19 protein-coding genes are annotated in these 26,121 nt (G+C 46.8%); 2 read left to right on the top strand and 17 right to left on the bottom strand.

Annotated features, from left to right (window positions below; translation table 11 throughout):
- Positions 1 to 309: 309 nt before the first annotated feature.
- The 8 genes from B7991_RS08810 to B7991_RS08845 all read right to left on the bottom strand — a co-directional run bounded on the left by B7991_RS08810 (position 310) and on the right by B7991_RS08845 (position 9,289).
- Positions 310 to 2,409 (bottom strand): heavy metal translocating P-type ATPase, encoded by a 2,100-nt coding sequence (locus B7991_RS08810; protein ID WP_088630479.1) that lies wholly within the window; start codon positions 2,407 to 2,409, stop codon positions 310 to 312.
- 13 nt (positions 2,410 to 2,422) lie between these two features.
- Positions 2,423 to 2,650, bottom strand: coding sequence for a DUF1490 family protein (locus B7991_RS08815; RefSeq protein ID WP_088630480.1), 228 nt, complete (start codon positions 2,648 to 2,650; stop codon positions 2,423 to 2,425).
- Between the two features lie 235 nt (positions 2,651 to 2,885).
- Positions 2,886 to 3,314 carry a flavodoxin gene (locus tag B7991_RS08820; RefSeq protein ID WP_088630481.1) on the bottom strand — a complete coding sequence of 143 codons (429 nt, stop codon included), beginning with the start codon at positions 3,312 to 3,314 and terminating at the stop codon, positions 2,886 to 2,888.
- A gap of 99 nt (positions 3,315 to 3,413) precedes the next feature.
- Complete coding sequence (locus B7991_RS08825) at positions 3,414 to 3,974, bottom strand: DUF3793 family protein (RefSeq protein ID WP_088630508.1); 561 nt, start codon at positions 3,972 to 3,974, stop codon at positions 3,414 to 3,416.
- 283 nt (positions 3,975 to 4,257) lie between these two features.
- Positions 4,258 to 5,376, bottom strand: a complete 1,119-nt coding sequence (locus B7991_RS08830) for a hypothetical protein (RefSeq protein WP_088630482.1) — start codon at positions 5,374 to 5,376, stop codon at positions 4,258 to 4,260.
- A 282-nt stretch (positions 5,377 to 5,658) separates the two neighbouring features.
- Complete coding sequence (gene feoB, locus B7991_RS08835) at positions 5,659 to 8,568, bottom strand: ferrous iron transport protein B (protein WP_088630483.1); 2,910 nt, start codon at positions 8,566 to 8,568, stop codon at positions 5,659 to 5,661.
- Positions 8,568 to 8,852: a FeoA family protein gene (locus tag B7991_RS08840; RefSeq protein WP_015732083.1), complete on the bottom strand. Its 285-nt coding sequence runs from the start codon at positions 8,850 to 8,852 to the stop codon at positions 8,568 to 8,570. The genes feoB and B7991_RS08840 overlap by 1 nt, the downstream gene beginning before the upstream one ends.
- A gap of 2 nt (positions 8,853 to 8,854) precedes the next feature.
- Positions 8,855 to 9,289 (bottom strand): metal-dependent transcriptional regulator, encoded by a 435-nt coding sequence (locus B7991_RS08845; protein WP_085491381.1) that lies wholly within the window; start codon positions 9,287 to 9,289, stop codon positions 8,855 to 8,857.
- A gap of 255 nt (positions 9,290 to 9,544) precedes the next feature.
- Here B7991_RS08845 and B7991_RS08850 point away from each other — a divergent pair, with 255 nt between their 5' ends.
- Together B7991_RS08850 and B7991_RS08855 are read left to right on the top strand one after the other, a co-directional pair.
- Positions 9,545 to 10,126 carry a xanthine phosphoribosyltransferase gene (locus tag B7991_RS08850; RefSeq protein WP_014546335.1) on the top strand — a complete coding sequence of 194 codons (582 nt, stop codon included), beginning with the start codon at positions 9,545 to 9,547 and terminating at the stop codon, positions 10,124 to 10,126.
- 12 nt (positions 10,127 to 10,138) lie between these two features.
- On the top strand, positions 10,139 to 11,446 hold the full coding sequence (locus tag B7991_RS08855) for a nucleobase:cation symporter-2 family protein (protein ID WP_088630484.1): 1,308 nt from the start codon (positions 10,139 to 10,141) through the stop codon (positions 11,444 to 11,446).
- Between the two features lie 188 nt (positions 11,447 to 11,634).
- On the opposite strand, the gene B7991_RS08860 is transcribed toward B7991_RS08855, so the two are convergent.
- The 9 genes from B7991_RS08860 to B7991_RS08910 all read right to left on the bottom strand — a co-directional run bounded on the left by B7991_RS08860 (position 11,635) and on the right by B7991_RS08910 (position 26,044).
- Positions 11,635 to 13,176, bottom strand: coding sequence for an RNA-binding domain-containing protein (locus B7991_RS08860; RefSeq protein WP_088630485.1), 1,542 nt, complete (start codon positions 13,174 to 13,176; stop codon positions 11,635 to 11,637).
- A gap of 184 nt (positions 13,177 to 13,360) precedes the next feature.
- A complete protein-coding gene (locus B7991_RS08865) occupies positions 13,361 to 14,548 on the bottom strand; it encodes a deoxyguanosinetriphosphate triphosphohydrolase family protein (protein ID WP_254917907.1) in 1,188 nt (395 codons plus the stop codon).
- Positions 14,549 to 14,761: 213 nt separating this feature from the next.
- Positions 14,762 to 17,455, bottom strand: a complete 2,694-nt coding sequence (gene leuS, locus B7991_RS08870; RefSeq protein WP_088630487.1) for a leucine--tRNA ligase — start codon at positions 17,453 to 17,455, stop codon at positions 14,762 to 14,764.
- Positions 17,456 to 17,571: 116 nt separating this feature from the next.
- Entirely contained in the window at positions 17,572 to 18,501 is a 930-nt protein-coding gene (locus tag B7991_RS08875) for a hypothetical protein (RefSeq protein ID WP_141099859.1), read from the bottom strand.
- Positions 18,502 to 18,549: 48 nt separating this feature from the next.
- Positions 18,550 to 20,136, bottom strand: a complete 1,587-nt coding sequence (locus tag B7991_RS08885; protein WP_088630490.1) for a hypothetical protein — start codon at positions 20,134 to 20,136, stop codon at positions 18,550 to 18,552.
- 28 nt (positions 20,137 to 20,164) lie between these two features.
- Positions 20,165 to 21,478: a hypothetical protein gene (locus B7991_RS08890; RefSeq protein WP_088630491.1), complete on the bottom strand. Its 1,314-nt coding sequence runs from the start codon at positions 21,476 to 21,478 to the stop codon at positions 20,165 to 20,167.
- The gene (locus B7991_RS08895) at positions 21,472 to 23,052 is read right to left on the bottom strand and encodes a hypothetical protein (RefSeq protein WP_088630492.1); all 1,581 of its coding nucleotides are present in this window, start codon (positions 23,050 to 23,052) and stop codon (positions 21,472 to 21,474) included. The genes B7991_RS08890 and B7991_RS08895 overlap by 7 nt, the downstream gene beginning before the upstream one ends.
- A gap of 16 nt (positions 23,053 to 23,068) precedes the next feature.
- Complete coding sequence (locus tag B7991_RS08900) at positions 23,069 to 24,214, bottom strand: hypothetical protein (protein ID WP_088630493.1); 1,146 nt, start codon at positions 24,212 to 24,214, stop codon at positions 23,069 to 23,071.
- 318 nt (positions 24,215 to 24,532) lie between these two features.
- Positions 24,533 to 26,044 carry a hypothetical protein gene (locus B7991_RS08910; RefSeq protein WP_088630495.1) on the bottom strand — a complete coding sequence of 504 codons (1,512 nt, stop codon included), beginning with the start codon at positions 26,042 to 26,044 and terminating at the stop codon, positions 24,533 to 24,535.
- Between the last annotated feature and the right edge of the window lie 77 nt (positions 26,045 to 26,121).

Below are 26,121 nucleotides of genomic sequence, written 5' to 3' on the forward strand. Positions count from 1 at the left end.
ACGCCCAACGACCCACACCCGATCGGTGTGAGTGTTCGTCTTATTCCCGGATAGCAGAGCTTTCGCTCAAGAAAAATTTACCAGACTTTTCAATACCGGAACAAGAGTACAACTCTAATTCAATATGTCAATAGTAATATAGATTCTTTACATCATCTTTGCACGTTCAAAGTTCCAAGCAAGGCTAGAATAAACATTTTTCAATGGTTAAAACCGAGTAAACGTAAAAAAAGTATTCCCAAAAGCAAAGGGAATACTTAACAAGAGGGAGATTCCCGGTCAAGCCGGGAATGACAAATCCCTTGGCGTTTACTCCACTTTCAGCTTGGTCATGCTTTTTGCGCAAATGCCCATTGTCGATACGTTGTGCAAGAATGCAGACGTTGTCGGCGAGAGGAGCCCGAGAAAACCGCCTACAAGCAAGCTTGTATTGAAAACAACTATAAAGCGGTAATTTTCGGAGATGCGTTCCATCAGTTTTTGGCTCAAGAGACGCAGTTCCACGAGGTCTTCGAGATTCTCGCGGCGGAGCGTCACATCAGCTGTTTCGCGGGCAATGTCCGAAGCATCGCTCATCGCGACAGAGACATTCGCTGCAGCAAGAGCAGGAGCATCATTGATGCCGTCACCCACCATAATCACACGCTTGCCTTCGGTCTTCATTTTTTCCACATAATGGTGCTTGTCTTCTGGCAAGACCTGCGCAAAGAACGTATCGATTCCCAAATGTTCCGCAACACGTTCTGCCGCATTCAAGCTATCGCCCGTCAGCATCACCACATTCTTGATACCGCTTTCGCGCAGCCCGCGAATGGCATCCACCGCTTCTTCTCGCGGCGGGTCGCCAATGCAAATGGCACCCGCCAACTCTCCGCCAATGCCGAGATAAATCACGGACGCAGCACCCGCCTGTTCGTCAATAATCGCCTGGTTCGCTTCAGAAACATTGACCTTTTCGTCTTCGATGACAAAGTGTTTGCTTCCGATGACCACACGCTTGCCCTTGAGCGATGTTGCGATACCGTGTGCCACGATGTATTGCACATCGGCATGTTCTTCGGCGTGATTGATATTGCGTTCCATTGCTGCCTTGACAATCGCACGAGCCATGCTATGCGGGAAATGTTCTTCGATGCATGCCGCAATTTTCAAGATTCGCTTTTCGGAATATTCGCCGAACGGGATAATCTTTTCGAGACGCGGTTCTGCCTTCGTGAGCGTTCCCGTCTTGTCGAATACAATCGTATCGGCAAGAGCAAGCTCTTCCAGGTACTTGCCCCCCTTCACCGTCATGTCCATATCCGCCGCTTCACGTAGCGCAGAAATCACGGAAATCGGCGTCGAAAGCTTTATCGCGCAAGAGTAATCCACCATCAAGATAGAAACCGCACGCGAGATATTCTGCGTCAACAAGAGCGTAAGCCCAAAGCCAAGGAAGCTGAACGGCACGATGCTATCGGCCAAATGTTCCGCACGGCTCTGCACGCTCGCCTTCAAGTCTTCGCTACGGTCGATCAGTTCCACGATTTTCTGGATTTTCGTATTGCTGTTGACCGCATGGACCTTCACGAGAATGGCACCTTCTTCAAGAACGGTCCCGGCAAAAACGATTCTGCCGGCAGTCTTCATCACCGCCTTGGATTCGCCCGTCATCGTTGATTCGTTCACAAAGGCTTCGCCTTCAATCACGCGACCATCGACAGGAATCATGCTACCGGAGCGGATGCGAACAAGGTCATCGACCTGGACATCCTTCATATCCACCAAAGTATCCACGCCGTCTTTTACGACCCAAACCTTATCAACCTTGACAGCGAGGCTTCCCGTCAAAGCCGTACGCGTACGCGCCTTGGTATAATCTTCCAGCAAGCCCGAAACACCCAAAAGGAACATGACCGTACCTGCGGACTCATAATTTTTCTGGAGCAGGCTAGCACCAATCGCAGCCCCGTCCAACACATCAACGGTGAGTTTTCCGCTCATAAGCGTCGAAACGCCACGCGCCACATAACGCAATCCGCGAACAACCGTAATTGCCGTGCGAATCGGAAGCGGTAAGAACCAACGCGACAAATAGCGTCTTGCAATCATTCCCGTGAGGCTTGCTTTAAAGCCATCGTCCAAAGCTTGCAACTGGTATTCCGTTTCACCATCGCATTCAGGCAATTCTTTGGGGTTGAGCGTACTTACAAAATCAAGAATCTGCTTACGGCTCGTCTCGAAATCGCCCGCCTTAGCGGTGTATTCAAAAAGGAGGCCGCCATTGACGCTACGCACCACAACACTTTTAACGCAAGGCTCACTCAAGCAAGCCTTGTGAATGCGCGCTTCATATTCACGTTCAAAAGCGTACGCCCCAGCACGCAAGCGAAGGCGACCCGGCTTATCGTAAACGATTCTGAATCTCATAAGCTTTCGCTTCTTACTTGTCGAGACCTGCTTCTGCCTTGGCGTCGTTGCAAATGTCGGCTGCCTCGTCCTTCATATCCTGGAAAGCAGCCTTGGCGTCAGCCGTGAACTTCATGCCATGAGCAAGTCCCTGAACAGCGAGTTCGCGGGTCTTCTTTGCCTTGAGCACTTTCTTAGCGACAGCGGAACCCACAGCGCCAGCAATGACGAGCCAGAATTTTTCGTTTTTGAACATAGACATATGTTTCTCCTTATTAAAGAAAAATCAGCGGAGCAACTTGCCCGCTTTTAAAAATTAGATACTCTCCCCTCCAATTGCAAATTACAAACAAATTAAATACACAACTCTCGCAACCCCGCACCGCAGTTGAGTTTCACGAGATTGATGCTAACATTGTTAGTGATTTTCTAACAATGTTAGACTCTCTAATTTTGTTAGAGAGTCTAACATTTCATGGATCATCGAGACTCAACAATTACGAAAGTGCAAGGACCTTACCGAGTTCACGGCACTTTTCCTTGCCAGCATCATCCGGAGCGCCTTCAATAGCGAGCGGTTCATCAGCAAGCACAAGGCCTGCATTTGCGGCATCTTCTTTCCACGGATTCATCCATTCGCCACCACCCCAGCCGTAAGAGCCGAAAAGCACGACTTTCTTACCCGAAATCTGAGCCTTCAGCTGATCATAAAGCGGCTGGAATTCGCTATCTTCAAGTTCTTCGGCACCCATTGCCGGGCAGCCCAAAGCAAACTTGTCAAATTCCTGGGCCTTATCGGTAGAAAAAGCAGACGTATTGAAAAGCGTCACATCGGCGCCAGCTTCCTTTGCGCCAGCAACCACTTCATTCGCCATAACTTCGGTGTTACCCGTACCTGTCCAGAAAATAACAGCAATTTTGTTCATTTTATGTTCCTTTTGTTATCGGTTAGTTTTCAAATCATTTCTGTCATGCCCGCCAGAGCCTGCCCCGGACAAGTTCCGGGGAGCGGGCATCTTCTTTCATCAACTTGCAACTGTCAACTGCTCCAAAGTTTCACCCAATTCAAATCGTTCTCGTAAAATCTTTTGACATTTTTTGTATACTTCAAAAATGTGCATGGAATTTGGCACGTCGTTATAGACCTTCCAGCAGCCAATCAGCTTGTAATTTTTACCGCCGTACGTAATAAAATCTTTCACGTCGTCAAGCGGGTAGCCCAAAAATACGCCCACTTCATGCGGAAAGCACACCGAACGCGTCATGCGAACCTGAAAAAAGTTCAATAGCGATTCAGCATCAAAGCAACTGTAGCCAAAACCTTTCAAAAAATTACGTACTTCGCAAGAGCATCCCAAATTCTGCAAAGCGCTATTCCGGTAGACATAAATAAAATAACGCCCACAGCGTTCAGCAATAACGCGAGCAATAACGCCCTTAGGGTTCAAAGCCTGATTCCAACGAGCAAGGATATTGCAAAGCAAAACACCATCAGCAACATCAACACAAAAGAGATTGCCCAACTTGTGCCCCGCAAGTGTCGGGGCACATTGTCGAACCAAGCAGAAATCAAGGTTTCTATCCATGAACAACCTAAGTATTTAGTATAAAGTCAAAAATCCCGCCGTTAGCCTTCGCCACGGCGGGATAACCTATCTAGCATATATGAGGTAACGAAATCTATATGCTAGCCGAGCTTCTATGGCAATAGTCTCTGGGATATATTTTAGAATTTTTCATTCTCTAACTCAACTCCAAATAGACTCAAAACAATCCCTAAAGTTAGATTAATCTAATAAAATTTGTCTATACAAAAATCCCGCCACGACATTCATCGAGGCGGGGGTTTTTCATCCTATGGCAAAAAGTTTAGAATGCGAATACAGTTTCAAGACCGAAGCCAAGACCTGTATCATCACCAGCGTTGTCACCGACCGGGATGTTGAACATGGCAAAGCCAGTCACTTCAAGGCCTTCAACCGGAGTGAAGTAAGCGCGGAGACCAACGTTGAACATTTCGAGTTCGGCATCCTTCACGATAGAATTTGTATGGTATTCCAACGGGAGACCAAGAGCGATGGCATCGTTAATCTTCACACCCGGTTCACCATAGACAAAGAAGTATTCCGGGATTTCTTCGCCATGAACGGTCGGAGTCTTTTTGTCAAATGCAGCGTAGAACACAGTTGCCTTGACATTGAACGTGCCGAGATCCAAAGACGGTTCACCGAGAATAGCGTGTGTAGCCTTCGGAACCTTTTCACCAAGAGCATCAACATGCAAGCCATAAACAGCATGCAAAGCAAATGCGCCAAACTTCAGATTTGCATCAAGGCCGGCATGCAATTCATTGTGCTTAGCTTCCTGATAAGACTTGTAATCAAAGAACGGACGCAGCACATGTTCGCCAAGGCCGAGTTCGTAAGCAAGGTGGAGGTCGTATGCATAGCCGACGCATTCACCACTTTCTTCGTCACAAGCCGTATTATCGTTATCACCGCGAACAAAACCGAGACCAAAAACAAGGCCGTTATAGTCGATTTCGAAACCGCGGATATCATGTTCCGCCATACCGGCGGCGTTATCGGCCGGATCATCGTAACCGTAATAGTTCAGGAAAGCGCCTTCCGAGAAGGTCAAGTCACCGAACTTCACGGCAAACTTATCGCTATGCGTATACTGGACAAAGGCTCCATTGTAAACGGCACCCGGATCCGTCGTCGGACCATCAGCTTCCAACTGTACAGATGCAGACCACTTTTCATTAAATTTAACATCAACGTTCAAGTCAAAAGTAGAAGCGTAGCTGTGGCTCTTATAATCTTCATTAATCACATCGCCCGTGTACGCGTCAAATTCCACTTCACCAGAGAACTTGACTTCCGGGCCCTTAGATGCAGCTTCTGCTTCCTGAGCGAATGCCGGAATGGCAAGGATAGATGCAGCTGCAAGGCCAAACAAAAGGTTGGATGTTAAACGAGTTTTCATTTTGTCTCTCCTATGACGGATTATTTTGATTTTTTGTAACACTCCGTCAAGCGTTTTACATTTTGTGTTACAAAACTCTAGGCTTTTCGCCCTTTTTACTCTTCTTAAAGCAAAGAGCGTGCCAATTATTTTTCAGTTCGTTCCATTCAGAATCATTTTTTTCTGCGCCCATTGTTAGTTTCTCCTATCTTTGTTAGTTCAGTCTAATTAAGAGCGTTTAATTAAGGGCTGGCAGGTTTTGGGCCTACCAGCCCTTAATAATGATTCTTGACTCAAATGCAATTAGTCTTCGAAACGCCCTTTCTTATTTGCGCTCATACCAAAGAGCTTAAGGAACACGAATGTTGCCACAAGCACGATGATCGAGCTTACAATCCAGAACACGTTGCCACCGACCGGCACCTGGTAGAGGAGTACAGCGACAGCCCAAGCGAGGACTGTCTGCACCACAGCCATCAGCACACCGAGTCCAAGGCCGATTTCGCGAACCACGACACCCATCGCAGCAAGACACGGCACATAGAGCAAGATGAAGATGAGGAATGCAAACACCTGCCAGTTAAATCCATCGACCGGGTTTCCGTTCTTGTCCGGGTTGTGGAAGTAAGAGCGGAGGTTGGCATAGATGTCAGCCGTTTCGCTCAAGTCGCCTTCTTCGAGAGCGCCGATTTCATCTTCGCTCAGCGTGAGACCAGCGGCAGCGAGCTTTGCAAAGACTTCTTCGCGGGCCTTGTCGGCACCTTCATCTTCGCTGAAGGTTTCGATAGAAGCGTACTCTTCGCAAGTAATCGCTTTTGCATCAAGAATCTTATCAAGCGTGACCTTCTTGAGTTCTGCGGCATTCTGCGCTTCGAGTTCACCAGATGTTCCGAGAATGTCCGTGAGAGAGCCGAAGACTTCACTCAAGTTTTCCGGAATCGTGCCAAGAGCTTCCTTGAATGCACCGAGAATATCCGGAGCACCACCTTCTTCCTCTTCTTCGGCAGGGCATTCGTCCACGCCTGCGATAAGGGGTTTTTCTTCAGCGGCGGCAGGTTCAGCAGCAGCACTGTCTGCGACAACCGCGCTATCAGCGACTACGGAATCAGCAACAGCGACTTCACTGGATCCTTCGCTCTGCTCAGGATGACGAGCGTCAGCACTATCAGCAACTGCGACCGGTTCTGCAGCAGGCGCCGGGGCTTCAGCCACCTTTTCAACAGCAGCGAATTCGGCAGCCTTCGGGGTCTCGGCAGCAGCCGAAGCATCGCCAGGGCCGGCCATAGAGTACAACGAGTTCATCGTACCAATCACAGCTTCCTTAGCAAGGAGGCCCGTGAAGAGGGACACAGAAGCCGGCCAGTTATTGGCTTCAACACCGAATGGTTCAAAAACCGGGGTAATTGCCTTACCGATTACAGAAAGCAAGCTGTTTTCGGAATCACCGTTACCCGCCGTAAATTCGCTTTCCGTCTGGACCTTGGATTCGTCAATCACAACACCTTCAGGGAGCGGGACTTCCTTTTCGTCCTGCACCATGGCGTAGCCTTCTTCGCTCTTCACGATTTCGGTCTTTTCACCATTGATTTCGGTGTAAAGTTTGTCCACAAAACCAAAGCTGTTGAGGAAGCCAAGTATTGCAACCGCAATCGTAATCACCTTACCGGCGCGAATCACGTAGTCACGCAAACGGAGCCAAGAGTGGATCATGAGCGACTTGAACTTCGGTAAGTGATAAGGCGGCAGCTCCATGACAAAGTTGCTAGCCTCACCCACAAACAAGGAGCGGCGAAGAATCAAGCCGTACACGATCGCAAAGAGAACGCCCGCGAGGTAGAGGGCAAACACGACCGTCCCTGCCTGCGTTCCAAAGAATGCAGCTGCAAACAACGCATACACCGGGAGGCGAGCGCCGCAGCTCATGAACGGCACGAGGAAAATCGTGAGGAATCGTTCACGCTTGGATTCGAGCACGCGAGAGCCCATAATGCCCGGCACGCCGCAACCAAAGCCAACCATCATCGGCACGAATGCACGGCCCGGGAGTCCGAGGAATCGCATAAAGCGGTCCGCGACAAAAGCCGCACGTGCCATGTAACCTGAGTCTTCCAAGAACGAAAGGCAGAGGAACATGAAGAAGATGACCGGAATGAACGTCGACACCGTCTGGATACCGGCACCGATACCATCGGCGAGGATTGCAGACACAAAGCCCGGCGCATGGAACACATCCGTGAGCAAGTAGCCAAGGCCATCCACAAAGATAGCGCCAAACAGCACGTCAAAGAAATCAATGAACGCAGAACCGATCGTCACTGCAACCCAGAAGACCAGGTACATGACCAAGAGGAATATCGGGAGCGAAGCCCAACGGTTCAAAAGCACGGAGTCAAGCTTATCGGACCAGGTTCTCTTAGAACGGTTCGAAAGAATCGTCTTGCCTGCAATTTCGTGAGCCAAGCTGTAGCGTGAATCCGCCATCGCAAATTCGCTTTCTTCGCCGAGAATCTGCGTAACTTCGGCCTTGTTAATCTGGACCTTGGCTTCTGCAAACTTGTCTGCATAGCTCTTTTCGTTGCCCAAGTACATGAGCGAAACCCAGCGGGCATCCGCATCCAAAAGCTTTGCAACCGGCTCAACCTTCGGCTCCAAATACTTGATAGCAGATTCAACCTTCTCGCCGTAATCAATCGCCTTGGGCGTCATCTTCTTGCCCGCAACAACATGCGCCATTTCGCTGATGAAGTTCGTGATGCTTCTTTCGTTCACGGCAGAAAGCGGAATCACCGGCACACCGAAACGTTCAGCGAGGATATCCAAATCCAAATGCAAGCCGCGCTTTTCCGCGATGTCGATCATGTTCGCCGCAATCACCATCGGGATCTGCATATCGACAAGCTGAGAAGTCAAGAACAAGTTACGTTCAATGTTCGAGGCATCAATGATATTGACAATGAGGTCCGCTTCGCGAGTGAGCAAGTAGTCCACAGCGGCGCGTTCGTCTTCGGCATTCGCGAAAAGCGCATAAGTACCCGGCAAGTCCACCACGCGGATATGCTGGTTACCGAGTTCAAAAAAGCCTTCCTTCTTTTCGACAGTCACGCCCGGCCAGTTACCAACACTCTGGCGAGCACCCGTAAGGGCATTAAAAAGAGCCGTTTTACCGCAGTTCGGGTTACCGGCAATTGCAATAGTAAAAAGCTTCGGAGCCATTAGACCCTCTTCAATTTAAGAACGTTCGCTTCTTGTCTGCGAAGCGACAAACGATACGACAAAACACTCACCTCGATCGGATCACCGAGAGGCGCTATCTGCAAGACTTCAAGCGTTACACCACGGACAAGTCCCATAGACAAAAGCTTGGACTTGTAGCGGGCATCGCCCTCATTGTAGCCGACAATTTCAACCTTGTCGCCCTTCTTGAGATCCGAAAATTTCGGTTCCAAATCCCATTTTTTAGTTTGCGACTTGCCGCCGCAACCACAATTACAACCCATTGTTATTTTCCTTTTTTTGCCTTTAATGCATTCGCCTTTTTCGCAACGACACCTTCATTTCCTTTTTTCATGAAGTCTTCGATTATCGAAAGGGTTTCAGCCGAAAGAATATGTTCCATGCTGCAGGCGTCCTTGTCCGCAATAGCTTCGGAAACGCCGAGACGGATTAAAAAGCCCTTCAAAAGAATATGGCGGTTCAGCACATCGGCAGCCGCCTTACGCCCTTCTTCGGTGAGTTCCACACCGCTATAGGGTTCCTGAGTCACAAGGCCCAGCTTTTTAAGTTCAAGAATCGCTTTTGCCACAGAAGGCATCTTCACAGAAAGGGCGGCGGCAATATCCTTGACACGGGCAATCCCGTTTGCCAAGCGAAGCATATGCACCATTTCCAGATAGTCTTCGAGGCTCTGGCTGAGCTTTACGTGATTGTTTTCCATATTTGATGATCCTTTAAACGTTAACGTCGCCTAATTTTATTAGACAAGACTAAAATTAGTAAGCCAAGGCTAATTAGTCAAGGCTAAACTTTTATACTTTTTTACTATTACCCTAGCAAAAGCCCCGCTATAACGGGCGTAAATCCTTATCTTTTACATATATATGGAGAATTTGACCATTTCTAAGGAAATTTGGGCATGCCCTTATTAATATGCGGTCTTTGCAAAAAATTTGCCTTTTGCTAGATTTCATGCATGAACTTCCTTGAGCAAAAAATCCTTGCCGATGGCGTAGTCAAACCCGGCAACGTCCTTAAAGTTGACAGTTTCTTAAACCACCAAATTGACATCCGCCTGATGCAAAAAATCGGCGAAGAGTTCAAACGCCGTTTTGCCGACGTCCAGTTCAATAAGGTACTCACCATTGAGGCAAGCGGTATCGCCATCGCGGCATTTATCGCCTACCTGAACGACGTGCCCGTGGTATTCGCCAAGAAGGGTCAGACCGTCAACAGCACCGACGACAAGTACGTAGCCAAGGCATACTCCTTCACGCACAAAAAGTTCAACGACATTTTCGTTTCGCGCCCGTACCTCAAGCCGACCGACAAAATTCTCATCGTGGACGATTTCCTCGCCGACGGTGAAGCCAGCAAGGCGCTCATCGACCTCGTAAAGCAAGCAGGCGCCGAACTCGTCGGCGTAGGCATCGCGATAGAAAAGGGCATGCAGCCCGGTGGAGCAAAACTCCGCGCCGCAGGCGTCCGCCTCGAATCCATCGCCATCGTCGATAGCATGGACCCCGAAACTGGATTCATCAAGTTCCGCGAACAGTAAACGAGGCTTGCCATGAAGACTTCGGACAACATCTACCAGCTCGACGGACGCGTTCCGCTTTTACAGGCAATTCCATTCGGCTTGCAGCACGTGCTCGCCATGTTCGTGAGCAACATCACGCCGATCATCATCCTTGCAAACGTCGTCGGGATTGAAAAAGGCCTTACCGCCTCGCTCATCCAAAACTGCATGATTATCGCAAGCATCGGCACGCTCATCCAGCTCTACCCTGTCTGGAAAATCGGCTCCCGCCTCCCCATCGTCATGGGCATCAGTTTCACATTTCTCTCCGTCTCCATTTCCATCGGAGTATCACAAGGCATGGGAACGCTCATGGGCGCCGTCATCGTTGGTGGTATCGTCGAAGGACTTCTCGGCCTCTGCGCCAAATACTGGCTCAAGCTCATCCCACACATCGTCGCCGCCACCGTCGTGACCTCCATCGGATTTTCGCTACTCCCCATCGGCGCCAATTCATTCGCGGGCGGTCAAGGAGCTGCTGACTTCGGCTCTGCACAGAACTGGATTGTCGGAAGCGTTACGCTTCTCACCTGCTTACTCACGCAAGTTTTCGCCAAGGGATTTCTCCGTTCGCTCTCCGTGCTCGTCGGCCTCATCGTCGGTTACATCCTCGCGCTCTTCATGGGCATGGTCGATTTTTCAGGCATCACAAGCAACGGCTTTTTCGCACTCCCCAAATTCCTCCCGTTCACCCCGGAATTTAACTTGGGCGCCATTCTCTCCGTCATCGCCATCTATCTCGTGTCCGCCACAGAAACCGTCGGTGACTCCAGCGCCCTTTGCAGCGGTGCCCTCAAGCGCCAGATCCACAAAGTCGAAATGGGAGGCGCCATCAGCTGCGACGGCTTTGTCAGCTCTATTTCCGGACTTTTCGGTTGCACACCGATTACATCCTTTAGCCAGAACGTCGGCCTCGCCTCGCTCTCTGGCGTTGTGAACCGCTTCGCCATCGCAACAAGCGCAGGCATCATGCTCCTCGGCGGCCTCTTCCCGCCCGTAGGTACCCTCCTCACGACCATCCCGCAAGCCGTTCTCGGCGGCTGCACCATCATGATGTTCGGTTCCATCCTCTTCGCAGGATTCGGCATGATCGCAAAAAGCGGTTTCTCGCAGCGCAACATGATTATCGTTAGCTTGTCCTTAAGCACCGGCCTAGGATTCACATCCGCATCGCAGATGTTCAAAATTTTCCCGCAGATCATCCAGACCATCTTCGCCGAAAACTGCGTCGCCGTGGTATTCATCCTCGCTGTAGTCTTGAATTTGGTATTGCCTAAGGACAAGGAAGAAGGGAAGTAAAGGGGCGGCGATACGCCGGGAAATCTATAGTAAACGTCCGCCTTCGAGCGGACATTTTTTGTGGAAGAAAAATCACTCAAAAAGTGACATTTAGAGAGTTATACCGCAAAAAAGTGCTTATAATTCTCTAAATCTCATATTTTTTAGCACATTTAGAGAATTATAGCGAGGTTTTTGTTGGAAATTCATTATTCATCCACAAGTTTCCAAAAACCTCCATTAGAGGGGCCTTCGTGAACTAAAATATTTTTCATTTTTTCCAAATTTTTCAACACAGCTCTTTTGGTAATTCCTAGCCTTCCAGCAATCTGCTCAGTTGTCAACTCAGGATTTTTCCTCAAAAGTTTTTCTATTTCAAGCGATGTTTTAGAACGCTTTTTTGGTGAACTTTTTGGTGAACTTTTTGGTGAACTTTTTGGTGAACTTTTTGGTGAACTTTCTGATGTATTCAGCACCACAATATCCCCGCAGCCTTCGTGAACAGGGATAAACAGATTAATGTATTCTCGCTCACTATTTGTCTCAATGACCGCTCGTGGCGACCCGTTCTTTTTCAATTCACGCTGGATAGTCGGAATTCCTGTTGAGCGACCTTCCGTCAATTCCATTTCCTTCAAGAAATCGCCTAATCGACGATTACGATAGCGCCTAGATATCAGTCTATTCCCAGCATTTATAGCATCCATCGGTATTGTACTATTTGGTCCTGGGAAATTGAGAATATGAATGCCCTCCGGTTCAACGGATATCTCCACCGGTTCATATTGCTGATAATCTCGATGGTATAGAGCATTCACAACCGCCTCTTCCAATGCGCGAACGGGATAATTGAAAAAGCGAAGGCTCTCTGCAACATCTTTCTGCTTTACGACATATTCCCGAATAAGTGTATTTTTCAGATATGTCAATACGCCATTCACCTGCTGCGGAATACTTCCATAAATAGTCGTCTCACTGAAATTGTCAGGTCCATCAATTCGTCCTTCAGGAAAAATTACAATATCGGTCTGCGCATACTTGAAAAACTTTTCAGGGTGTTCACAGAACATCATTGCAGCAACATTTTTGAGCATTCTATTTTCAGTCGGACCAGTCATCAAATCCATCTGTTCGAGAGTCTGTTCTAGCGGTTGAGTAAAAAGGTCCTGTTCCAATTTACTGTTGACCTTCGCCAAATAATCTCGAAGTAACACCATAGATATATCAGACAAAGCAATATTTGGATTGGGTCGTTCATCAAAGGGCAGGCGATTAGCCATATCGCGCAATTGGTCCAAAGATTCGCCTTTTGCAACCACAGAGCTCGTTCCCGAACGAATGTAATACGCCTTTTCGCATTTCCCTTTAACCGCAACATCCGTAGAAATTGCATAAGGTCTAAAGACTCCGCTAGGCGCCCATATTGCAAGCACCCGCTTTCCATCAATAGATTCTATAGAAGTTCTTGGCTGATAAAATGGATCAAACTTATTATTGAATCCCACCATATCTTTTAAGATACCATCTATCCTTTCAATATCAATTCCAACAACAGGTCGTTTGGCGACACCCCTTTCATCTTGTTCTACACCAACAAGAATATACCCACCACCAAGATTGTCGAAATCATTGGCAAACGCGCAAATGGTATGGTAAATTGAATTTGGGTTCCAACCCTTTTTGAATTCGATTCTTTCACTCTCAATTCTCTGTTTGTTCAGCAGAGCTTCTATATCTATTGGCATTGACATACAGCCTCCTTGCAACATTTTGCAACTTGTTGATTTTAGAGGCGTCCCCGCAAAAAATCCATAAGGGATAAAAACAGAAACGCACCTCGCCTTTGTATAGCGAGATGCGTCGGCGTTTAATGTACCTAATATCAGAAATGTCGGCAAGGGGAGTAATAAAATTTTACATAACGAAACAAGTTCATTACTTTTCCCCAAAGCTCACGCCGAACGACTTGGGCATCACGATTTCCTTATAGGCGTTCATCAGGTAGTCATCGGTCATTCCCGAGACGTAATCGGCGACAATGCGCGGGAGCGATGTCGTTTCTCTGTACTTTTCGCCCAGTGATTCGCACCAGTGATTGATTCCTGTTGCTTTTTTCACGCCAGACTGGAGTTCATCAAGGCATTCTTCCAAGACAGTCCGGAACATCATCTTGATTTTTTCATCCTGGGTTGACTTTTTCGGATTCAAATAGATGTTTTTGTAGTTCCAGTTTTTCAGCTGATTAAGCGCATTGAAAACTTCCGGCGAAAAGATAAGCGTTTCTTTGTCTAAACTATTATTGACAAGGTCTGTAATAAGCGTGTTGACGATTTCGCTATTTTTGCTTCCGAGAATTTTCGTGATTTCTTGGGGGATGTCTTCGCGCTTCACTAGTTTCAAGATGATGGCATCTTCGATGTCGCGGCCAACATACGCAATCACGTCCGAAATTCGCATGACGCATCCTTCCAATGTCATCGGGACCATCTCTTTCGATTTCAGCGTTCCGTCCAAACTATTTCTGTATTCTTCCAGCAGTTTTTCTGGAGTTTTGCTGCGGTTGCAGCCGTATTCATTTTTTAGGATTTCGCCATTGTGGCAGATGATTCCGTCGAGCACTTGCGCGGTAAGGTTCAGCCCTTTGCCGTGCGCTTCGAGATCATTGAACAGTCTAAAGCTTTGAACGTTGTGTTCAAAAATTCCTTCACCGCGCTCTTGCAAAAACTTCGAGACAATTTTTTCGCCATCGTGTCCAAAAGGCGTATGACCCACATCGTGACCTAGCGAAATCGCCTCAATCAAGTCTTCGTTCAGATTCAAAAAGCGCCCAATGGTCCTTGCAATTTTTGCGACCAGTTGCACGTGCAGCACTCGGTGCGTGATGTGGTCATTTTCAACAAGGTAAAACGCCTGTGTTTTGTCAATGTATCGGCTATAGCAATAGGAATGGATAATTTTGTCCGCATCGCGGGAAAAATTCGGGCGAATATCGTCAGGCAATTCGTGATAGCGGACCGCAGCAGCAGACTTGCAGGCGTATTTTGCAAGCGAGTTTTCCTTTTCCATCAAGCGGGATTCAATTTGTTTCTTGACCGAGGCGTTCCATTCCATAAAAAGTTCCATTAGATGACAATCATTTTCCGTTTCACAAAATATATAAAAACAGCAAAAAGAAAGCCCTGAAGGTGGACTTCAGAGCTTTTTCTAATATTTAGGATTTTTTAAATCACTGAATCCTTCCGCCTTCGGCGTCAGGATGACGTAATTGTTACTTTACCACGATGTTCACAAGCTTGCCCGGAACCACCCCGGAACAAGTCCGGGGCAGGCTAATCCTTATGCCGGCTTCACGACGATGTTGACCAACTTACCCGGCACAACAATCGACTTGACGACAGTCATTCCCTTGGTAAATTCTTTAACGCGGTCGTTGTCCATGGCGAGCTTTTCGAGGGCGGCCTTGTCCATGTCCTTAGCGACAGATGCCTTGGCGCGGACCTTGCCGTTCACCTGGAACACGACTTCGACGGTATTTTCCACAGCCTTGGAGTGGTCAGCTTCCGGCCAAGCGACATTCGTGAGCGAGCCTTCGTGACCGAGGATGCTCCACATTTCTTCGGCGATGTGCGGGGCAAACGGGTGCAGCAACTTCACGAACGTTTCGCACGGTTCGCGGTAGCGCTTGTCCATCTTCATCATTTCGTTGTTGAAGATCATCAACTGGCTGATGGCGGTGTTGAAGCTCATGTTCTCGATGTCATTCGTGACCTTGATGACGGTCTGGTGCATCACCTTCTCGATAGCTTCCGGAGCGGTTTCATCTACAAAGACCGGGGCTTCATCGCTGTCACCGACAACAGAACGCCAGGCGCGGCCGAGGAAGCGGTTCATGCCTTCGATGCCCTTGGTCTGCCACGGCTTCACAGCATCGAGCGGACCCATGAACATTTCGTACAAACGAAGGCTGTCGGCACCGTAATCGCGGACAACGTCATCCGGGTTCACGACGTTCTTGAGGGACTTACTCATCTTAGCCACAATCTGCTTGAGTTCGATGTCAGTACCCTTCTTGAAGTACTTGCCGTTCTTTTCTTCGACTTCGTCAGTCGGGACCTTGGAACCAGCGGCATCTTCGTATGCAAAGGCAAGAATCATGCCCTGGTTGAAGAGTTTCTGGAACGGTTCATCGGTAGAGACGAGGCCGAGATCGAACAAAACCTTGTGCCAGAAACGGCTGTAGAGCAAGTGAAGCACGGCGTGTTCGGCACCACCCACATAGAGGTCGACCGGCATCCAGTACTTTTCAAGTTCCTTTGCCACAAATGCGTCGCCATTGCAAGCATCGATGTAGCGGAGGTAATACCAGCAAGAACCAGCCCACTGCGGCATGGTATTCGTTTCGCGGATACCCTTGCGGCCGTTCTTATCGACGACCTGAAGCCATTCGGTAGCGTTGGCGAGCGGAGACTGTCCGCCGTCACCCGGCTTGTAGTCCTTGAGTTCCGGCAACAGCACCGGCAGTTCGGAATCATCGACGGTAGAGATTTCGCCATCTTCCCAGTGGATAATCGGGAACGGTTCGCCCCAGTAGCGCTGACGGCTGAAGAGCCAGTCGCGGAGCTTGTAGTTCACCGTAGCCTTACCGATCTTGTTGGCTTCGAGCCATTCGATGACCTTGGCGATACCCTGCTTCTTGTTGAGACCGTTCAGGCAGAGCGTTGCATTTTCGCTGTTGATGTAGGTGCCGTCGGCAGCCCAGCAAGCTTCGCCCTTGAGCACGAGCGGCTTTACATCTTCGGGGCAGCTTGCATCCGGTTCCATAATGCAGATCACCGGGAGGTTGAACTTCTTTGCAAAATCGAAGTCGCGGGTATCGTGAGCAGGCACAGCCATGATAGCGCCAGTGCCATAGCCCGTCAAAACATAGTCAGCGACCCACACCGGAATCTTCGTGCCGGTAAGCGGGTTCACGGCGTAGCTACCGGTAAACACGCCGGTCTTTTCCTTGGCGAGTTCCGTACGGTCGAGGTCACTCTTCAAAGCGGCGGCGTGCACGTATTCTTCCACGGCGGCCTTCTGTTCGGCAGTCGTGAGTTCCGGCACCATAGCGTGTTCCGGAGCAACGACCATGTAAGTTGCACCAAACAACGTATCGCAACGGGTCGTGTAAACGCGGAGTTTCTTTTCGGTCGGCTTGCCTTCAGCATCGGCGATAGCAAAATCAACTTCGGCACCGTAGCTCTTGCCGATCCAGTTCTTCTGCATGTCCTTCACGCCCTGCGGCCAATCGAGCTTGTCGAGGCCCTTCAAGAGGCGATCGCCATAATGCGGGATGCGCATGAGCCACTGCTTGAGGTTACGGCGTTCCACTTCCTTGGTGCCGCACTTTTCGTGGCTGCCGTCATTCAAGACTTCTTCGTTTGCGCACACAATCTTGCAGTGCTTGCACCACCACACCTGAGCGTCGGCGTAATAAGCGAGGCGCTTGCCGTCGCGGTACTTGCGGACTTCGTCCTTACCCTTGGCTTCAACATCGGCCGGGATCGGGAGTTCTTCAATCGGGCGGCCCTTCTGCTGGTCTTCATCAAACCAGGTGCCATAAAGGCGCTTGAAAATCCACTGCGTCCACTTGTAATACTTCGGGTCGGTGGTGTTGACTTCCTTGTTCCAGTCGTAAGAGAGACCGAGGCGCTTGATCTGGCGGCGGAAATTGTCGCAGTTCTTCTTGGTCGTAATGGCCGGATGCGTACCAGTCTGGATGGCATACTGTTCAGCAGGGAGGCCGAAAGCATCCCAACCCATCGGGTGAAGCACATTGAAACCACGGCTGCGCTTGTAGCGGCAAATGATATCCGTTGCAGTGTAACCTTCCGGGTGGCCTACATGGAGGCCAGCACCACTCGGGTACGGGAACATATCCAAGCAGTAATACTTCGGCTTGGACTTGTCTTCGCCAGTCTTAAACGTCTGATGTTCTTCCCAGTAGGCTTGCCACTTGGTTTCGATTTCTTGCGGATTATACTTTGCCATTGTAATTGTCCTTTAATTTTTTTCGGGCTAAAATATAGAACTTTTGCGTAAGGCGAGCACCAAAGAAAAAGGGATTGCGGCATGCAATCCCAAAGAGTCAGTCGAAAAAGAGAGGGTTATTCGGCGGGAGTCGTATCGGCAGGCACCGTCACCGAATCAACAGGCGTTTCAGGGTTTTCATAAACAGCAGCAAATTCTTTACAAAGAGACTCTAACGAATCAGTCGAATACCCCTTCTTATGCAATTCAATATCCGTATTTGTCATTATCTTTTTCCAACCAGTTTCTGTATAGATATAGCAACTAATAACTACCGGTCCATAATTTACACCATGATATTCATAGTTAATAAAAGAAATATAGGAATCCGCACAAACATCGCCAATTTCACCATCTGTCCCTTCACATTCATTTTCTCTGCTAGAACTTGAAGACGAATATGTTTCTACCGAAGAAGAGGACTCCACCACTTCCTGCGGAGAATCTTCTACTTTTTTCCAGACGCCGTTGCCCTTATAGATAAATTTCATGGCATTAGATCCTGGCATAGAGTTCATTGCGGCAAAGATTCCAAGTTTAGGGTATTTTGTACATGTGTCCCCCACTTGCACACCTGCGGTATCGCAAGTAAGGCTAATATTACCTTTAACCCAAGAGCCCTTTTCGCACCTAAAGTAGGAATTGCCTCCATACTTTGCATTCCCGATCCATTTCGTTTCTACCTTTCCCTCGTTCTCAGCATCGCACTTAGAAGAAAAGCAATCATCGGTAATTATGCCGAGGTTTGTGTTACAGTGACTGTACATGTCGTCTATAGGCGAAACCGAATTTTTTTCAGAAGAAGAAGACGCAATACTAGAAGACATCGCCACAACAGATGACGAAGATTCTAGCGCACTCGAAGCCCCTGGCGCAGGCTCAGAATATGCAACCGGCACATCGAAACTTACAGGATTCGATTCGTTACAAGCCAGCAGCGTAAACGACAAAAATGCGGACAAAGCTATTGCCGTATTCGAAAAGAAATTTTGACGAGAATTTTTCATAACACGCTCCCCTATGGTAATCATCTCACTTTCATAATATACAAATTTTTATTCGGCGGGAATCGTATCGGCTGGTGTCGCAAGAATTTCCTCGCAACTTTTTTCAGAAGGAGTACCCCACCACTTTGCAACCCAGCCGTCCTCGGTATAGACATTACAAACCAACGTGGTATATACTATCCCAAATGTGGTATTCCCGCCTTGTCTAGAAATGCTACAAACATCGCCCAACTTAGGTTCCGGCTTATTTTGCTCATTACAAATTCCTTCAACCTCAGCGCTATCCTTTTCAGCCTTAAGTTGCCTCACTTCCTCATCAGAAAGTTTTTTCCACTTATTGTCCATGCACTTAAAGGTCCATGTTGTTTTTGACGCCTTGGGATTCCCAGGATTGCTGCTACAAACAACATTCTGATATTTTCCTTCGTTGTTGCCAGCGCACGCTTCCAGCGGGTCGCGGCATTTCGTTTCCACCCATTCGCCCGATTCGCAATGATAATACACATCCCGATCCCAAACCTGTCCATCAGGATACACGGTAACCGTGTCAATTACAGTTTCATACAAACCCTCATTCTGCAAATTACACTCTATCGAGGGCAATTCAGTCGCAGATGACGAATTTTCACCATCGATTTTCTTCCAAAAGGAGGCATATGTAGTCGGCTCAAGTTCTTTTTTATAATAACTTTTTTCGTCGCCAGCGTCAATCACACAGGTGTCTTTATCAGCAAATTCCGCAAAACAAGCGTATTGGACATCATCTATTTCTCGCCATCCGTACCAACTTGTACATTGGAAATACTCCGTTTTTCTATCGGCACCAACCGTCAATTTTTTAGCATATTCACTACCAGCACTATTACATTCATCAGGAGTCCAATTTCCATCGCCAGCATAAGTATAGATAGCAGTAATGCCCATAGGATTCGGAGGACGAGACACAGTTTTTATACAAGCGTCACCGACTTGTACATTAGCGGTATCGCAAGTAAGTGTAATATCACCTTTTACCCACGAACCACTTTCGCATCGATAATACGCCGGACTACCGTATCTGTCGGATGCAGTGGCATGACCCGCTTTATATTCCGTAATCACCTCGACCTTTCCTTCATTTTCAGAGGAACATTTTCCTAATTTCAGGTTTATTGATTCGCTAGAATCAACAGGGACAGGTTCTATTTCTTTCCAGACTCCATCGCCCGCATAGATGTAATAAGCATGGGTACTACCACCAAATTGGAATCCACCCTTGAAAGTCGCTTCTGAACAAGTGTCACCAACAGCTACCCCAGCAGTATCACAAGCAGCCCACGGTTCGACATTTGTCCAAGAGCCCTGTTTGCACCGAGCATAAAGCACCTGATATCCATACTTTGAATTACCATGTTCTGCAGCTATAACTCGTCCCTCATTTTCAGCATTACAATTCTCTTGCAGACATAAAAAACCTTCAGGAATACTTATTCCCTGACATTCCGATCCTGAAGACAATTCCAGCGCAGGTTCAGAATACGCAACAGGTTCGTCAAAATTTGTAGGGTTCGACTCGCTACAAGCCAACAGCGAAAACGGCAAAGTCACGACAAAAGCCGTTGCCGTATTGACAGCAACACTTCTAAAGTTCATCATCACCAACTCCTTTTTTTTCTAAACTTTTTTATTCTGTCCGTTCAAAGGCATAATCCTTAAACACCTTCTTGCCAGAAGTACACTGATAAATAGCGCCACGTTCAAACCGTGACCGCGAATCCATACAGAGACCCCAGCATGGGAGATTACGCGTTGGATATATATACACCTTAGGCAAAACAACTATTTCCGCACCTTCGTTTTCTGGTGTACACGGACTATTTTCATCATCGGATGCGTTCAGCAACCATAACCCACTTTCATCATGCCGATAATAAGCATACAACTTCCATCCACCATCTTCAACAAGTCGATAAGAAACATACAAATTCCATGATCCATTTTCATCATATCGGTAATAACGTTGAGGCACACAAACTCGAACATCCTTGGAATAACAAACTTCCAATAAGCCTCCTGCAATATCTCCGACAGAAGCTTCCTTGGGCAAATCCAAGACGTCAAACTCATCATCAGACAAACCCTCTTTTCGTGCGTCTGTATACTGACGAGGAATCAAGTCTGTTTCAACCCATTTGTCATCTCCGCAATAATAAAGTTTTTCATCCCGCACCCCATATTTTTGATAATCAAAACGCGAGCAATAACCAAGTACAGGATCATAATCAATCTTCTCCCATTCGTGCGGACCAGATAGATAATTTTCCCAATTCAATATATAAGCTTGAATTTCACCATCTCGTTCAAATACGCAAGTATCTTCACTGTGAACAGTACTACTCGTAGCGCAGTTGTAATCGAAATCACTAATTTCACTCCAAGACTCTGTTTCAAATTTATAATACTTTGTCACTCGGCCATTTTCCGTCACCACATCAATTTTTTTCACCGAATTACACTCACCAAAGCTATCGCCATCGCAGGGTTTAAATTCATTCCAAATACCACCACCTACATACTCATACAAAGTAGAATAACTATACGGAGACCTAATACTAACACCATCATGTGATGTTAAATCACATAAATCGCCCACCTGTACTCCGTCAGTACCGCATTTCACCCATTCGCCTCGTCTAATCCAAGTTCCTTGTTCGCACCGAAAATACTCATGATACCCACGAGTATCCATCATCGATGTTCCTTCTTGATAATATTTCGTTTCAACTTGGCCTTCATTTTCGGCGGTACATGGAGTTGCAGGCAATTCCGAAGAATCCGTAACAGACGACGAAGTTTCCAGCGCAGGTTCAGAATATGCAATAGGATCGTCGGCATTTGTAGGGTTCGACTCGCTACAAGCCAACAGGGAAAACGGCAAAGTCACGGTAAAAGCCGTCGCCGCAACGGCGGAAATACGATTAAAATTCATCATCACCATTCTTTATTCTTTGACCACACATCATACTTAAAAAAGTAATAGTACACTTCCCCATCAACTTCATACGAACATGTATCACCAGTGATTGGCTCCTCTATTGCGCATTTTTCATAAACAGCAGCATACTCCTTACAAATGTGCAGATCTCCCTCGAGCAGATCACCCTCGAGCGAATCTCTCGAATAACCCATTTTTTCCCACCAATCCTCCAGAGTTCCGCCCATTTTATTCCAACCTTTTTCAGTATAGATATAGCAATCAATAATAATCGGACCAGCAGTTATCCCCCCATGCAAGAGTTGTGAGACATAAGAAGGGTAGGCATCAGCACAAACATCACCAATCTTACCATCAGTCTCGTAACATTTAATTTTTTTCTCAGAACTCGACGACGAGGATTCAACCATCGACGAAGACGACGGTGCAACAGAAGACATCGCCACAGCAGAATCCGCAGGAGCGTTCACAAGTTCCTCGCAAGTCGAGTTAACGCGGCCGTTAGCCTTCAAGACCCAGCCTTCTTCGGTATAGACATAGCAATTTAGAACATTCGGCATTATTCCGAAAGCCACATTTCCGCCAGAAACGATACTGCAAATATCTCCTATTTTCGTATCGTCCTTGGTGCAATGCGCATTAATCTGAGCCACCTTAGATTCCTCAGCAGACAATTTTTCCCATTTCTTGTCCTTACATACAAAATCCCATTCTGTCTTTGCGGCCTTAGGATTACCCGGTTGCTGCGAGCATACGACATTCTTCATTTCGCCTTCATTGTCCGCAGTACACGCGTCGAGTGGGTCACGGCAATCAGTCTTTACCCACTTTCCCGATTCGCAGTGATAATAGGAAGTCCATTCCATTACCTTCCCATCGTAATACACGGCAATCGTATCTAATACCGTCTCGTACATTCCCTCGCTTTCGGCAGGACATGCACTCACTTCCGCGGTGTCTGCAATTACAGGGCGTTCAATATCATGTATTTGCCATTCACCCGAAGAACAGGTATAATGGTAAACCTTATCATCGATCGTTTTTTCAGCACGTTCTCCATCAGTACATTCCGTTTCAATCTTAGGCGCATTCAAGACTTCTTCACAAGAACTTTTTTGATTTTCGTCATAAAAATCGTCAGCACCTTTTTTTGTCCAACCATTTTCAGTATAGACATAGCAGCTCAAACGAATTGGGCCTCCCATAGAGACATATCCGAGATATTCAACCGGGCAAACATCGCCAATTTTCACGTCGGATTTAGCACACGCATCATCGATGCTGCCGGTTTCAACTTCATTCCAGGAACCTTGTTCGCATTTAAAGCTTCGATTAGAGCCATACTTTAGATTTCCAATAAACAATTTTTGAACAGTCCCTTCGCGTTCCGCATTACAGGCCGGGAAAGAATAAATACCTCCATCAATGTGAACTTGCACGGTATCACCAGATTCTCCCGGCGAAACCACCGATTCATTCGAAGGCGAAGTAGTATTCTCGTCACTACAAGCCGTAAGCGAAACCATTGACAATGCAGCCATTGCCGCAATCGCAGAAAAAGAAATTTTATTATACATATCCATGGCTCCTTATTTAGTCATAAAAGCTAACGTTTTTTTCACCCACTACTTCCCATTTACCCGACGAGTTTTCGGAATCATATTTGCATTGGTAATCAAGCAGTCGTTTGTAACAAGGTAAATCACCGCTAACTATAGGACCAGCATCAATAGTAACTTTTTCCCCATCATTCGATTCATTGCAAGCTTCCGTAGGGCTTGCCAAGGTTGACCTTTTATAACGAACATCAACCACGACAGCACCAGGTTTCCAACTATATTTGCATGTGTTTTTATTGCAAAAATCGGTAACCGACACATTCTCGCACCTATAAATTTTACCATCTCCTAGTTCATATTCAGCGCCAAGATTTCCTTCAGTACACTCAATTTCTTGGAACCTGCTATCATTTTGTAAATCTTCATCCGTCTCCAAAGTCCAGGTCCCATTTGAGCGATATCGGTAATGATTCTCGGCCACACAGTAAGCTGAGGCTTGTGTCTCGACTCGGACCACACCATAATCAAATCTTTCGCGAACTATTAGGGAAGCTCCATTAACGCAACGTTCCAGCGCACCTTCTGCTCGGTCGCCTACCGAGGCATTTTTGGGCAAATCCAAAACATCATATTCTTCATCACTCAAACCCTCTTTTCGGGGGTCTGTAAATTGTTGAGGAACCATAACGGCACGGAACCATTTACCCCAAGCACAGTAATAATAATCCGCACCCGATTTTTTATACAATCTACTATTAATAGCGTTTGTAGGACACATACCAAATGTAGAATCAACTTTAGATTCCCACCAAGCATCATGAACATACATAAAATTCCTTAAATAGCCGTCATCATCTTTATACGAGCACTCATCACCGTCAACAGGATTAGGCTTAATAGCACCGCATTTTACATCTGCTTCGGTCAATTCACTCTCAGAAGGATCCTCTTCTGACGACGAAGACGATTCTTCTGATGACGACGAAGGTGCGGAACTGCTAGACAGCACCAATTCACTCGAAGACGACTCTGCCTCAACAGAAGGCGTCGAGCTGCTTGAAAGTTCAGATTCTTCCGGAACATTGGTGATATCTGAGTTCTCGTCACTGCAGGCAGTGAACGATATCATTGAGATTGCAGCCATTGCTGCAATCGCACAAACATGATTCCCATTAAACATAAACACATCTCCAGTGCAATGTCAAAAAATATTTTACGACAAAATACTCAATTACATGTACAAAAGACACATTCGAACTTTTTTGTAAGAAAAAAATTCATACATGTCCCTACTCATTATAAAATAAAAATCTACGTCAAACAACGCAACATTATTTTAAAAACAAAAATGGCGTTTTTGAACAAATTTAAGCAATTTTAAAATTCAAATAAAAAAAGTTTCAAAATATAAAACAAAAACTTGTTTCTATAAAACAAAGAAGCCCTGGAAAGGATTCACCCATCCAGAGCTAAAACTACAAGTCTGCGCTTTTAGTTTTCACTTATCAATTCTTGCCATTTCTTCCGTTTCAACCTTAGTCCAAATTCCATCGCCCTGATACACAAAAGACACAATCTCACCCGTAGGATTCATGCCGGCCTGGAATACGTTTATCGAATTCTGCTTAACACAAGTATCACCCACAGCCACGCCCGCGGTATCACAGGTAAGGCGAATATCGCCTTCAACCCAAGAGTCTTTTTGACACTTATAATACGACATATGCCCATACTTGGAATTTCCGCTCCACAGCGATAAAACACGACCATCATTCTTAACATTGCAATCTTCCGCATAAACTTCATCGCCAATAACAGGAATCGGTTCACTGCAAACATCCTTCAGCACTTCACCTGATTTTTCCACCAAAAAACGCGTTTTGGCACCTTTGGTCTCATAATCACACTTCAAATTATTTTCAGAGCGTTCAACATCATGTATTTGCCATTCACCCGAAGAACAGGCATAATGATATACCTTATCATCGACCTTTCTTTCAGCACTTTCACCATCCGTACATTCCGTTTCAATCTTAGGCGCATTCAGGACTTCTTCACAAGTTCCAGCGTATGCAGGATCATACCAGTCGTCATATCCCTTATATGTCCACCCCTTTTCGGTATAGACATAGCAACTCAAACGAATTGGGCCACCCAATGAGAGATATCCGACATAGTCAATTGAGCATATATCGCCAATTTTCGCATCGGTTTGATTACACTCAATATCGATTGCACTTTTTGCATTCCAGGAACCTTGTTCGCATTTAAAGTATTGATCAGAGCCATACTTCGGATTCCCAACAAACAGTTTTTCGACCGTTCCTTCGCGCTCCGCATTACAAACTGGGAAAGTATGATAGCGATCATATATATAGATTTGCACGCTATCACCACCTGCAATCATTCTAATAGAGTCTGAAGATGCAGAATGCTTAATATAGTACAACAGCCATTCACCAGAAGAACAGGTATAGGAATAAACCTTATTGTTTTTTTCAATTTCTTTTGGTTCTTCACCATCCGTACATCCCGTTTCAATCTGAGGCGCATTTAAGACTTCTTCACAGAAACTTTTTTGATCTTCGCCATAAAAATCGACACCCCCCTTATTAGTCCAGCCATTTTCTGTATAGACATAGCAACTCAAACGAATCGGGCCACCCATACCGACATATCCGTAATATCTAATTGGGCAAACATCGCCAATCTTCACATCGGATTGAGCGCACTCAACATCGACTGCACTCGTTTCGTCCCAGGAACCTTTTTCACATTTATAGTAGCGGTCGAAACCATACTTTGAATCCCCAATAAACTTCTTTATGGAAGTTCCTTCGCGTTCTGCATTACAGGCCGGGAAAGTATAAGTAAAACCTCCAATATTAATTTGCACGGTATCACCAGATTCACCCGATGACAAACCAGATTCACCCGAAGGCGAAGTAACATTCTCGTCACTGCAGGCAGTGAACGACATCATTGATATTGCAGCCATTGCTGCAATCATACAAACATGATTCCTATTGAACATAAACACATCTCCAGTGCAATGTCAAAAAATATTTTACGACAAAATACTCAATT

The sequence above is a fragment of the Fibrobacter sp. UWB3 genome, from assembly GCF_002210405.1.
Taxonomy (GTDB): domain Bacteria; phylum Fibrobacterota; class Fibrobacteria; order Fibrobacterales; family Fibrobacteraceae; genus Fibrobacter.